Raw genomic sequence first — 11,942 nt, 5'->3', positions numbered from 1 at the left:
CTGGCGCAGGACCTGGATTGCTTCCCTGGCGAAGCGTCAAAGAACCGGGCGCGGGTGACCGATTCCCAAGACCTCCTGGGAATCGGTCACCCGTCAGCCGACGCGCGGGCAGCCGCGAGCCAGAGGGTCACCACGGAGCGGGCGGTCCGCTGGAGGTTCGCGGCGGTGACGTCGGGGGCGAGCAGATCGGCCGGGGCGGTGGCGCCGTCGGCGATGGGCAGGACGGCAGCGGCACCGGCGTCGAGCACCGTCTCGGCACCGTCGCCCACGCAGCCGGCGAGGACCACCACCGGGACGGCGAGCTCGCGCGCCATCGAGACCACCCCCGCCGGCGTCTTCCCGTGCAGTGTCTGGGCGTCGACCCGGCCCTCGCCGGTGATCACCAGGTCGGCCCCGTGCAGGGCGGAGCGCAGCCCGACCACCTCGGCCACCAGCTCGACGCCAGGACGCAGGTCGGCCCCCAGCTGCAGGAGCGCGAGGCCCGTCCCCCCGGCAGCACCTGCCCCGGCGACGTCACGACGGTCCTCGCCGGATCGGGCGACGACGTCGGCCCACCGCGTGAGCGCCGCCTCGAGGTGCGCGACGTCCTCTGCGGACGCCCCCTTCTGCGGTCCGAACACGGTGCTGGCGCCCCGCGGTCCGAGCAGCGGGTTGTCGACGTCGCACGCCACGTCGAGGCGGACGTCGCGCAGCCGGGGGTCGAGCCCGGACCAGTCGACGTCGGCGACGTCGTGCAGGCCTGTCGCCCCCGCTCGCACCGGTTCGCCCGCCCCATCGAGCACGCGCGCACCCAGCGCGACGAGCAGCCCGGCGCCGCCGTCGTTCGTGGCGCTGCCGCCGATCCCGACGACCACCCGCGTCGCCCCGGCGTCGAGCGCGGCGCGCACCAGCTCGCCCGTCCCGAACGTGCCCGAACGGTGCACGTCCCGGTCCCCCGCGGCCACCAGCTCGAGGCCGGAGGCGGCGGCCAGCTCGACCACCGCCGTGGTGCCGTCGCCGAGCAGGCCGAACGACGACTCGACCGAGGTCCCGAGCGGTCCCGCGACGGTCACCGGGACGTGCCGGCCACCCGTGGCGGCGACGAGCGTGGCGGCCGTGCCCTCCCCGCCGTCGGCCATCGGCACGCACGCCACCTCGGCGTCCCGCGCCGCGGCCCGGACGCCCTGCTCGAGCGCGGCACAGACGTCCGCGGCGGGAAGGCTCTCCTTGAACGAGTCCGGCGCCAGCACCACCCGCAGGCTCACAGCACCACCAGCGAGAGCACCCAGATCACGACGATCGTCGTCAGACCCTGCACGAGGGTCGCGCCGGTCTGGGCGCGGTAGGCCTGGGCGACGCTCATCCGGGAGAACTGCGCGACGACCCAGAAGTAGCTGTCGTTCGCGTGCGAGACCGTCATCGCGCCGGCGCCGATCGCCATCACGACGAGCACCCGCCCCAGGTCCGACCCGAGACCGAGGTCGCCGACGAGGGGCGCGACCAGTGCCGACGTCGCGACGAGCGCGACCGTCGACGACCCCTGGGCGGACTTCAGCGCGGCCGCGACGAGGAACGGCATGAACACGCCGATGCCGAGACCCGACAGCGACTCACCGAGGTAGTCGCCGAGGTCGCTGGCCTGGATGACCGCGCCGAACGCGCCTCCGGCGCCGGTGATCAGCAGGATGGGACCGGCCGCGGTGACGCCGTCGGACAAGTCGGCCTGCATGCGCGTGCGCCACGAGTCGGACCTGCCGGCGCCGGTGTCGGCGGCCGTCGCGACGCGCACCTTCGAGCCCACGAGCGGCAGCGCTGAGACGACGCCGACGAGCAACGCGATGGCCGGGGTGCCGAGGAAGGTCAACGTCGACGTGGCCGCACCGAACGGCTCGGCCGGCAGGGCTGCCACCGACCCGATGCAGATCAGGGCGATCGGCACCAGGATCGGCGCGAACGCTGCGAGCGGCGACGGCAGGTCGGCGTAGCGTTCCTTGAGCTTCTCGAAGTCCGCCGTCGCGACCTCCAGGGCCGACGTCGCCTCCCCGGCGGGCTCCTCGCCGGCGAACCGGGTCGCCCACCAGAGCCCGGCGAGTGCCGCCGGGATCGCCAGGGCGAAGCCGACGAGGATGACGAGGCCGAGCTGGTCGGTGAGGTCGAGGTTGCCCGCCGCAGCGATCGGGCCGGGCGTCGGCGGCACGAGCGTGTGCGTCGCGAACAGCCCGGTGGCCAGCGCCACGGACATCGCGACCGTCGAGGTGCCGGTCCTGCGGGCGAGCGACTCCTTGAGCGAGTTGAGGATGACGAAGCCGGAGTCGCAGAAGACCGGGATGGACACGATGTAGCCGATGATCGAGACCGCCAGCATCGGATGCCTGGGGCCGATGAGCTTGATGACGAGCTCGGCCATCGTCACGGCGGCACCGCTGCGCTCGAGGATGACGCCGATGATGGTGCCCAGGGCGATGACGATCCCGATCCCGGCGAGGATCGCCCCGAAGCCCTCGGTCGCCGTGGCCACGACCTCTCCGCCGGGCACGCCGAGGCCGAAGCCCCCGACGATCGCTGCCACGAGCAGGGCGATGAAGGGATGGACCTTGAGCCACGTGGTGGCGATGACGATCAGGCCGACGAGCCCGATCAGGACGAGGACGAGCTCCATGACGCTCCCTTCGAGGGCGCCGACCCGGGCCGTCGACGCGTGATGGCCGTCACGTTATCGCGCACGATGCCCCGCCGACATCGGGCGGACGCCCCACGGTGCAGGCCTTCAGTCGTCGGCGACGGTGCGCATGCACAACCGACCCGTCCGCACGGCGCCGACGAGGAGGTGCGCCGCGCCCCGCACGTCGCGCACGTCGACGCCGCTGAGCGTGGCGGCCCGGTCGAGTCGGTAGCGCAGCGTGTTGCGGTGCACGTGCAGGTGCGCCGCGGTCGCGGCGAGGTCACCTCCGGACTCGAGGTAGGCCACCACCGTCGTCGCGAGGACCGCGTCGGCGGTCGCCAGGCGGTTCCACGGGTCGGCGAGCGCGGCCGTGCGCCAGTCGTCGTCCAGACCGGCGACGAGTGCTGGCAGCGGGTCGTCGGTCCAGCGCAGCACCACGTCCGCGTCGTCGGCAGGGTGGCCGGGCGGCCGGACCGCGACGACGTCGAGGGCCGCCGCACACGAGATCGGCAGGGCATCGACACCCGGTCCGAGCGACGGGCCCACCACCAGGACGACCTCGCGCCGCACCGGTCCCAGCGCCGACAGGAGCGCTTCCGTGGCGACGTCGTCGGGCACGAGCACGAGCAGCTGCTCGGGTTCGAGCAGCGCGGTCAGCAGGTGCAGACCGCTGCGGTGCAGTGCCCTCCGCGCCGCGTGCACCCTGCCGTCCACCGGTCCCCGGCGGGGCAGCACGAGCACGGCGTGCCGCGGCACGTCGAGGTCGATGCCCAGCCCCTCGGCCCGCCGTCGCACGGTGGCGCGTTCGGCGGAGTCCTGGTCTGGTCGGACGAGCGCGCGGACGACGGTGTCCAGACGCGTCGACCGCCACTGCTCGTCGTCGAGGTCGGCGGCCTGCTGCACCATGAGCTCAGCGGCCATCTGCAGCAGGTGCCCCACCTCCCCGAGCGTCTCGGGATCGCCGGTCAACCCGATCGCACCCACGGTTCGACCGTCGACGACGATCGGCGCGTTCACCCCGGGCCGCACCCCCGACATCCGGTCGGCGAGGGCCTGGTCGACCGTGACCGTCCGTCCGCCGCGGATCGCGAGCAGGGCGCCCTCATGGACCTCGCCGAGCCGCGAGAGGTCGCCGGACCCGACGATCACCCCGTCGGCGTCCATGACGTTGACGTTGTGACCGAGGCGGTCCATCGCCCGCTCGACGATGCGCCGGGCGAGGTCGGGGCCGAGCCCGTCGACCAGGGGATCCATCAGGTGCACCCGCCGCCGTCGAGCTGGGCGAGCCCGGCCAGGTCGCCCGAGCCCCACTCCGTGGGACCGGCCGCAGGCTGCATGAGGGCGTCGTCGTCCTCGACGTGGTCGAGGCCGACGAGGTGGCCGAGCTCGTGCAGCAGCGTCGCCCGGGTCTGCTCGGGGCCGAGGGAGGTCAGCTGCGGACCGTCCAGCAGCACCTGGCCGGTGATGTAGCGACGATCGCCGTCCTCGTCGGCCCATGCGCTCCCCCCGAGACCGAGCACGTTGCCGGACAGCTCCGGGACCTCCTCGTCGTCGGTCCACGCGATCAGGACGGGCTCCCACACGTCGCCGTCGCGCGCGGGCTGCCAGTCCGCAGTGGGACTGCGCGTCGCAGCACCCCGCAGGTCGAAGGCGAGTCCGGTGAGCTCGGACATCTCCGCGAGCGCGTCCGTCACGAGCGCCTCCGTGCCGGGTGGGCCGGTCCGGTCGTCCAGCACCACGCGCACGGGCTCGCACGCGTCGTAGGTGACCGGCTCGTCGGAGTCCGGCTGGGTGACCAGGAAGGCGTACTGCCCGCCGTCGGGCGTCGTGCGGATGTCCTCCGGGTCGGCGACCGAGGACGGGTCCCACGTGACGACGACGCCCGTGCCCTCCGGGTCGAGCAGGATCTTGCCCATCACCGCGCCGAGCGCGACGAGGAAGAAGCCGACCGCCACGGCGGCCCGACGCCGCGCGCGTCGTTGTGCCGGCGTGGGACCGAGCCGCACCGGGCCCGGGTACGAGGTCATGGCCGGGCGCCGATCGCGGCGATGCAGCGTTCCGCCGCGGCGCGACCCGCCTCGAGCGCGGCCACCGGCTCGCGCCGCACCGTCCACACCGAGAGGAACCCCGCGGCGAAGGCGTCGCCGGCGCCGGTCGTGTCGACCACCGGCGAACGAGGCGCCGTGACCTGCTCGCGCCGAGGCTCGACGTCACCGCGTCGCTCGACGAACGCCGCACCCATCGGCCCGAGGGTCACCACCAGCGCCCCGACCCCGTCGGCCAGCGCGTCGAGGTCGACGTGCGGCCCGCGAGCGTCGACGAGCACCCGCGCCTCCTCGAGGTTCGGGAACAGCAGGTCGACGCCCGCGACCCAGCGCAGGAACGTCGGACCTCCGCAGTCGCGCAGGAAGGACACGGTGCTGGGGTCGACGCTCACCCCGACGCCCCGCTGCTCGGCCTGCGCGACCAGGGCGTCGGCGACGGGCCGGGTGGCGGGGTCGAACCACGTGTACCCGGTCAGGTGCAGCCAACCGACACCGTCCCACGCGACCTCGGGGACGTCGTCGACACGCAGCGACGTGTTGGCGCCGCGGTCGACGAACATCGTCCGCTCGCCGACGTCGTCGAGCTGCAGGACGATCGTCGCGGTCGGGAGGTCGGTGTCGGCGGCGAGCATCGCGCGCACGCCGTGCTCGGCGAGCGCAGCCTCGTGCCGTTCGACGCCGTCCGCCCCGACCCGGCCCACGAAGGTGCACTCGACGCCGAGGTGGCCCAGCCAGGCTGCGACGTTGGCCGCCGAGCCTCCGGGCCGCATGCGGATGCGAGCCGTCGTGTCGCTCGCGGCCGCGGTGGGCGCGAGGGCCTTCACGCTGATGTCGTCGACGACGTCACCGACCACGAGGACGCGCGTCACTGCCTCGCCCAGGCCACCGCGATGTCGGCCGCGACGCGGATGTTGTTCTCCACGATGCGTATGTTCACCTCGAGGCTCTTGCCCTCGGTCAGCTCGACGATGCTGGCGAGCAGGAACGGGGTGACGTCCTTGCCCTCGACCTGCTTCTCCTCCGCCCGTCGCAGCGCCTCGGCGAGGGCCCGGTCGTGCAGGTCGGGGTCGAGCTGCTGGTCGACGGGCAGCGGGTTGGCGACGACGATCCCCTCGCACATCTCCAGCTGCTCGCGCGACTCCATCACCGCGGCGACGGCTGTGGCGTCGGGGACCGACCAGTCGAGCCGGTGGCCCGACGACGACAGCCAGAACCCGGGGAACTCCGCCGTGCCGTAGCCGATCACGGGGATGCCGAAGCTCTCGAAGCGCTCGAGCGTCGCAGGGATGTCGAGGATGGACTTGACGCCGGCCGAGACCACCGTGATGGGGACGCCGGAGAGCGTCTTGAGGTCCGCGGACTCGTCCCAGGTCTGCGCGGCTCCGCGGTGCACGCCGCCCAACCCACCGGTGGCGAAGACCCGAACCCCTGCGAGGTCGGCGATGAACGACGTGGAGGCGACCGTCGTCGAGCCGCTGCCAGCACGCGCGAGGACGATCGGCAGGTCGCGCGTGCTCAGCTTGGGCAGGTCCTCCTCGACGAGTCGCGCGAGGGAGTCGTCGTCGAGCCCGACGCGCATGTGGCCGTCGAGCACGGCGACCGTGGCGGGGACGGCCCCGTGGCCGCGCACGAGCGACTCGAAGCCGCGGGCCGCGTCGAGGGCCTCCTCACGCGGGAGGCCGTGGGAGATGATCGTCGACTCGAGCGCCACGACGGGGGTGCCCGACGACAGGGCATCGGCCACCTCGGGTCTGACGATCAGTGGTGCGTCGGACATGTGGTGCTCAGATCGTGGTCTGGTGGAAGTTGGCGTGCGACCGGGAGGCGGTGGGGCCGCGCTGTCCCTGGTAGCGCGAGCCGTACTTCTGTGATCCGTAGGGATGCTCCGCGGCGGAGGACAGCCGGAAGAAGCACAGCTGACCGATCTTCATCCCCGGGTACAGCTTGATCGGCAACGTGGCGACGTTGGCGAGCTCCAGCGTGACGTGCCCCGAGAAGCCCGGGTCGATGAAGCCCGCGGTCGAGTGGGTCAGGAGACCGAGCCGGCCGAGGGAGGACTTGCCCTCCAGCCGCGCGGCGATGTCGTCGGGGAGCGTGACGGTCTCGTAGGTGGAGCCGAGCACGAACTCGCCCGGGTGCAGCACGAAGGTCTCGTCGCCGTCGACCTCGATCGCACGCGTGAGGTCGCTCTGGTCCGCCGCCGGGTCGATGTGGGGGTACTTGTGGTTGTCGAAGACGCGGAAGAACTTGTCGAGCCGCACGTCGATGCTGGACGGCTGGATCATCGCTCGCTCGAGCGGATCGAGGCGCACCCGGTCGGCGTCGAGCTCGGCGAGGATGTCGCGGTCGGAGAGGAGCACGCGGTCACTGTACCCAGCGGATCGGCCCACGGTGGCGGCTATGGTGGCCGCCTCATGTCCGATCACGCGTACGCCCAGATCCGCTACGAGCTCTCCGACCACGTCCTCGTGGTCACGCTCGACCGTCCCGGGCGTCGCAACGCCTTCACCCCCGTCATGGCCGACGAGCTGGTGGACGCGTTCGCCCGCGCCGACGCCGACGACGACGTCCGCGCGGTCGTCCTGACCGGTGCGGGCGACCACTTCTGCGCCGGAGCGGACCTGCAGGGCGGGGAGAGCGCGTTCGACTCCTCGGGGCGGCCGAGCACGGAGGACCTGGCGGGACGCGTCTCCCTCGCCGTCTACCGCTCGCTGAAGCCCGTGATCGTGGCCTTCGAAGGCGTCGCGGTGGGCGTCGGTATCACGATGGCGCTCCCCGCGGACCTGCGCATCGCCTCGACCCACAGCCGGTTCGGGTTCGTGTTCGTGCGCCGTGGCATCGTGCTCGAGGGCGCCGCCGGCTGGTTCCTGCCCCGACTCGTCGGCGTCGGCAAGGCCCTGGAGTGGAACGTCACCGGCCGACTCGTGGAGGCCGACGAGGCGCTGACCGCGGGCCTGCTCACCGAGCTTTGCGAGCCCGGGGAGGTGCTTCCCCGCGCGATGGAGATCGCGCGGGAGATCGCCGAGAACGCCGCCCCGGTCGCGGTGGCGCTCACGCGTCGCCTCATCTGGTCCGGGCTCGGCCAGGCGCACCCGATGGACGCCCACCAGGTCGACTCCGCCGTCCTCGCCGAGCGCGGCGCCTCCCCCGACGCTCGCGAGGGCGTCACGTCGTTCCTGGAGAAGCGGCCCGCAGAGTTTCCCGACCGCGTCTCGACCGACCTGCCTCCGACGGGCGGCTGGTGGGAGGAGCGGGAGTACCAGGAGCCGGACGCGTCCACCTGAGTCGGAAGCGAGCCGAGACGTGCGCAGCCAGCAGTGCTGGACGCCCTCGTGCCCGACGTGAGGGCGCGGGCGTCGAGCCTTCCAGAACGCGCGCCCACCAGGGCCGACCCGAACCACCCCCACCCACGGTGGTCTGGGGGTCCCCCCTGCGCGGAGTGCTCGGGGGCGTAGCGCGGAGCGCGCCGAAGGCGCTGGTCCGCGCGCATCGAGGCCACGCCCGGACTCTGCGGACTCTCCAAAACCGACTGTCGGTGGTCGAGCGTATGTTTGATTCATGGACATCGGGGAGAGCACGAGCGAGGAGGCCATGGTCATGGCTGCTCGCACGGCGGCTCGGGGTGAGGCGGCAGTGTATTCGGCGATGCTCGCGTTCCGCGACGCCGAGGAGGCGCGGATCAGCCGGCTGGACTCCCCGATGCGGCAAATGGTGGAGCGCTCGGCGATCCCGATGACGATCGGTCAGGCCATGGGACTCTCGGAGAACCAGGTCTGGTCCCGCCTCGCGACCGCCGACCGGATGGTCGCCCACGCGCCCACCTGCTGGGCCGCGTTCACCGAGGGGCTCATCGATGCCGCCCGCGTTCGCGAGATCTCCACGGGATTGGACCGGCTGGAACGGGAGTCCTCGTGGGCGCTGCTCGACGAGAAGGCCCTCGCCTACGCCACCACCCACACCACTGCTGAGCTGCGGGCCTGGATCAAGCGGTTCGTCACCCGCATCGAGCCCGACGAAGCGCTCGAGCGGGCCGAGAAGGCCCGCGCCCAGCGCCACGTGTCCCTGCACCACCTCGAGGACGGCATGTCCTGGCTCTCGGCCTACCTGCCGTCGCACCAGGCAGCGGCGGTGATGAAGCGCCTCGACCGCGCCGCACGCATCCCCGTCGACGACGAGGACGACCGCACGTTGCCGCAGCGGACCGCCGACCTGTTCGTCTCCTGGCTCACCCACGGCGACACCACCGCAGAGCCCACCATCGGTGGCGACGTCGCGGTGATGATCGAGGCCGACGTCCTCACCGGACTCATCGACGGCCACGCCCAATCCAGTGATGGCGAATGGTCCGTCCCCGCATCGTGGATCCTCGAGAACATCGACCCCGACGACACCTTCTGGCACCGCATCATCACCGATCCCGTCACCAGCGACGTTCTCGCTCACGACTACGTCGGACGGTTCGCCCCCGAGACCCTCGCCAAGGCCATCAGGTTCAGGGACGGCGTCTGCCGAGCACCCGGATGCCGGGTCCCCGCCGAACGATGCGACCTCGACCACCGAGAACCCTGGCCCACCGGGGCGACCAACGGATCGAACATGTGGGCACTGTGCAGGAGACACCACTCCATGAAGGGCCACGACGTCCTGCGATGGATCCTGCCCACCGGCCGCCAAGTCTCCGCCGAAGCCGCCCTCACTGGCTGAGCTACGCCCGACGACCGATCGGGCAAAAGATGGCTTCACGACCGAGCGATGCCGCGCTCGGAGCCGATGACAGGATCCCTCGCAACGCGCTCCGCGCGAGGAGGTGGGGATCCCGACAGCGTCTCCTCGCTGCGCTCGGAGCCGATGACGGGAATCGAACCCGCGTATCTTGCTTGGGAAGCAAGCGCTCTGCCATTGAGCTACATCGGCGAACGGCCTCACTGTAGCCGACGGGTGAACGTCGCGATCCGGGCGCGTCCGAGCGGCATCGGCGGTGTTCCCCGGCGATGACGATCCCTTGAACACGTCATGTCGACGCCGAGCCGCCGACGACGCCCGCGAGCCGGGGCTCTACGGTCATGCCCATGACGCAGCCGCTGACCCTCCCGGCCGTCCCGTCGTCGACCCCCGCTCCGGACTCCCCCGCAGCCTGGACGACCCGGACCATCACGTTCCCGTCGCCGCCGCAGGCCACCGCGCCGGTGCCCACCGACCGTCCCGGCGACTTCAGCTACTCCAACCTCAGCGGCCGTCCCTCCGGCTCGATCGTCCGCGCCCTCGGCACCGTCGTCCCAGGGGTGCGCAGCATCATCGACGACATCGCTCCCTTCGCCTCCTGGTGGGAGCAGCGCAACCGAGAAGCCGTCGGGTCCGGTCGTCCGCTGTGGATCGTGCTCGGCGACTCCCTCTCCCAGGGCATCGGCGCCACCTCTCCCGACCGGGGCTGGGTCGGCCGCCTTGCCGACGACCCGCCCGCGTTGCTGCGCGGCATGGAGGTCGTCAACCTCTCCTTCAACGGGGCCCGCGCCATCGACGTGCTCGAGCGCCAGCTCGACGTGTGCGACGACCTGCGCCGTCACCACGACGTCGCCCGCGTGACCATGCTGATCGGCAACAACGACCTCATGAAGCCGAGCTGGTGCCGCGAGCTGCCCGCCACGCTGCATCGGCTGCTCGACGCCATCCCTCAGGGCACCGTCGTCGGCCGACAGCCCGGGATGCAACGCACCGCGCGGCTGTTCAACCGGATGGTCGAGGTCGCCGCCGCCCGTCGCGGGCTGCACGTCGCCGACTTCCGCATCCCGCACCTGCGTGACTTCGCCGGCCGTCTCGGGCGCGACTTCTTCCATCCCAACGACCGCGGCTACGCCGAGATGGCCGCAGCGGCCCGCCTCACCGTCTGAGTCCCCAGGCGCCGGCGAGACTGGTCGGCGGGACCAGCGGCTCGGTGCTTCACTGGGCGGATGGACCCGGAGACGGCCTTCACCTACTCCAACCTCAGCGGCAGGCCCCCCGGTCCGATCGTCTCCGCCCTCGCCAAGGTGTCGTCCGGGGTCCGGTCGGTGCAGGAGCAGGTCGAGCCGTACGCCCACGCCTGGCAGGAGCACAATCGCGGCGCGGTCGGCGAGGTCGCCGCCGGACGCCCCTGGTGGGCGGTGCTGGGCGACTCGATGTCGCAAGGCATCGGTGCGAGCGCCCATGACCGCGGCTGGGTCGGGCGCCTCGCGCCGCAGGTGGGTCTGCCCTCGGTCAACCTCTCCTTCAACGGCGCCCGGATCGCCGACGTCCTGGAGCGCCAGCTCCCCGCCATGGAGGACCTCGCTGCCCAGCACCGCAGTCCCGCCGCGCTCGTCACCCTCATGATCGGCAACAACGACATGATCAGCCGCCGCTGGCGCAGGGAGATCCCTCGAGCGATGCGCGACCTCCTGCTCCGCATCCCCCGCGGCACCGTCGTCGCCACCCAGCCCGCCGCACACGGCGCGGCGCTCACCGTCAACGAGGCCATCGACGAGATCGCTGCCACCGGACGCATCCAGGTGGCGGAGTTCCGCGTCCCTCACATGCGGTCCTGGCGCGGCTGGGTCGCCGCGGACCGCTTTCACCCCAACGACGAGGGGTACGCCGCGATGGCCGAGGTCATGGCCGGCGCCGTTGCGGGCCCCTGGTCCTGACGCCTCCCTCCGCCCATGGGTGAGAAGTCCCTGAGAGATTCGGTACGGACGCGTTCCTCACCCGGCGGACGTCGCACAGTGACCTCACGCTGAGCCTGTGAACGACGACGCGAGAGAGGCGACGCTGCTGCGGGAGGCGCGCCTCGGAGACCGCACAGCCTTCGACGGCATCGTGCCCCGTGCTCGGCGCCTCGGGCCACGCCCAGCGCATCGCCGGGACCGACGTGATCGAGGTGCGCGCCGCGATCGACCTGCGGGCCGACGCCGACCTCGTCCACGAGGTCGCAGCCCGCACCAGCCAGGAGGTCTCGTCCTCCCTGAGCGCCGTGAAGCCCGCGACCCGCGTGCTGCTCGACGCACCGCGACGACTGTCGCGCCTCACGACCAGTGGACCGGCCCGGGTCCACTGACCCCCAGGAGACACGACAGAAAGGAACGATCATGGGATTCGCTGACAAGGCCAAGGAGGTCATCGGGGACGTCACCAACGACGACGAGCTGAAGGCCGAGGGCACGAAGGATCAGAGCAAGTCGAGCATCAAGGATGCCGGCGAGAACGTGAAGGACGCCTTCAAGAAGTAGGCGTTCCCCGAGGGC

General features: G+C 72.2%; 13 protein-coding genes and 1 tRNA gene. 6 read left to right on the top strand and 8 right to left on the bottom strand.

Going from position 1 to position 11,942, the window contains the following annotated elements; translation table 11 throughout:
- Positions 1-86 precede the first annotated feature (86 nt).
- The 7 genes from ABD213_RS04780 to dcd all read right to left on the bottom strand — a co-directional run bounded on the left by ABD213_RS04780 (position 87) and on the right by dcd (position 7,046).
- The gene (locus tag ABD213_RS04780; RefSeq protein WP_344325138.1) at positions 87-1,244 is read right to left on the bottom strand and encodes a glycerate kinase; all 1,158 of its coding nucleotides are present in this window, start codon (positions 1,242-1,244) and stop codon (positions 87-89) included.
- The gene (locus ABD213_RS04775) at positions 1,241-2,638 is read right to left on the bottom strand and encodes a GntP family permease (protein WP_344325135.1); all 1,398 of its coding nucleotides are present in this window, start codon (positions 2,636-2,638) and stop codon (positions 1,241-1,243) included. The genes ABD213_RS04780 and ABD213_RS04775 overlap by 4 nt, the downstream gene beginning before the upstream one ends.
- 108 nt (positions 2,639-2,746) lie before the next feature.
- Complete coding sequence (locus ABD213_RS04770) at positions 2,747-3,895, bottom strand: sugar diacid recognition domain-containing protein (RefSeq protein WP_344325132.1); 1,149 nt, start codon at positions 3,893-3,895, stop codon at positions 2,747-2,749.
- Positions 3,895-4,668, bottom strand: a complete 774-nt coding sequence (locus ABD213_RS04765; protein ID WP_344325129.1) for a matrixin family metalloprotease — start codon at positions 4,666-4,668, stop codon at positions 3,895-3,897. The genes ABD213_RS04770 and ABD213_RS04765 overlap by 1 nt, the downstream gene beginning before the upstream one ends.
- Positions 4,665-5,555, bottom strand: coding sequence for a carbohydrate kinase family protein (locus ABD213_RS04760; protein ID WP_344325126.1), 891 nt, complete (start codon positions 5,553-5,555; stop codon positions 4,665-4,667). Before ABD213_RS04760 ends, ABD213_RS04765 begins: the two co-directional genes overlap by 4 nt.
- Positions 5,552-6,463, bottom strand: a complete 912-nt coding sequence (locus tag ABD213_RS04755; protein ID WP_344325123.1) for a pseudouridine-5'-phosphate glycosidase — start codon at positions 6,461-6,463, stop codon at positions 5,552-5,554. Before ABD213_RS04755 ends, ABD213_RS04760 begins: the two co-directional genes overlap by 4 nt.
- Before the next feature lie 7 nt (positions 6,464-6,470).
- Positions 6,471-7,046, bottom strand: coding sequence for a dCTP deaminase (gene dcd, locus ABD213_RS04750; RefSeq protein WP_344325120.1), 576 nt, complete (start codon positions 7,044-7,046; stop codon positions 6,471-6,473).
- 54 nt (positions 7,047-7,100) lie between these two features.
- Here dcd and ABD213_RS04745 point away from each other — a divergent pair, with 54 nt between their 5' ends.
- Positions 7,101-7,970, top strand: a complete 870-nt coding sequence (locus ABD213_RS04745; protein ID WP_344325117.1) for an enoyl-CoA hydratase-related protein — start codon at positions 7,101-7,103, stop codon at positions 7,968-7,970.
- 274 nt (positions 7,971-8,244) lie between these two features.
- On the top strand, positions 8,245-9,390 hold the full coding sequence (locus ABD213_RS04740) for an HNH endonuclease signature motif containing protein (RefSeq protein ID WP_344325114.1): 1,146 nt from the start codon (positions 8,245-8,247) through the stop codon (positions 9,388-9,390).
- 139 nt (positions 9,391-9,529) lie between these two features.
- Here the strand turns inward: ABD213_RS04740 and ABD213_RS04735 are convergent.
- Positions 9,530-9,600: transfer RNA gene (locus ABD213_RS04735), tRNA-Gly, on the bottom strand.
- A gap of 155 nt (positions 9,601-9,755) precedes the next feature.
- On the opposite strand from ABD213_RS04735, the gene ABD213_RS04730 reads away from it, so the two are divergent.
- From ABD213_RS04730 to ABD213_RS04715, 4 genes are all read left to right on the top strand, one after another.
- Complete coding sequence (locus ABD213_RS04730; RefSeq protein ID WP_344325112.1) at positions 9,756-10,574, top strand: SGNH/GDSL hydrolase family protein; 819 nt, start codon at positions 9,756-9,758, stop codon at positions 10,572-10,574.
- Between the two features lie 60 nt (positions 10,575-10,634).
- The gene (locus ABD213_RS04725; RefSeq protein WP_344325109.1) at positions 10,635-11,345 is read left to right on the top strand and encodes an SGNH/GDSL hydrolase family protein; all 711 of its coding nucleotides are present in this window, start codon (positions 10,635-10,637) and stop codon (positions 11,343-11,345) included.
- 179 nt (positions 11,346-11,524) lie between these two features.
- Complete coding sequence (locus ABD213_RS04720; RefSeq protein ID WP_344325106.1) at positions 11,525-11,755, top strand: hypothetical protein; 231 nt, start codon at positions 11,525-11,527, stop codon at positions 11,753-11,755.
- Positions 11,756-11,786: 31 nt separating this feature from the next.
- Positions 11,787-11,927: a CsbD family protein gene (locus ABD213_RS04715; RefSeq protein ID WP_344325103.1), complete on the top strand. Its 141-nt coding sequence runs from the start codon at positions 11,787-11,789 to the stop codon at positions 11,925-11,927.
- The last annotated feature ends 15 nt before the right edge of the window (positions 11,928-11,942 follow it).

Source organism: Aeromicrobium halocynthiae, from assembly GCF_039531385.1.
Lineage (GTDB): Bacteria > Actinomycetota > Actinomycetes > Propionibacteriales > Nocardioidaceae > Aeromicrobium > Aeromicrobium halocynthiae.
Note: the sequence above shows the minus strand (reverse complement) of the source record. Positions and strands in the feature narration are given on the sequence as shown.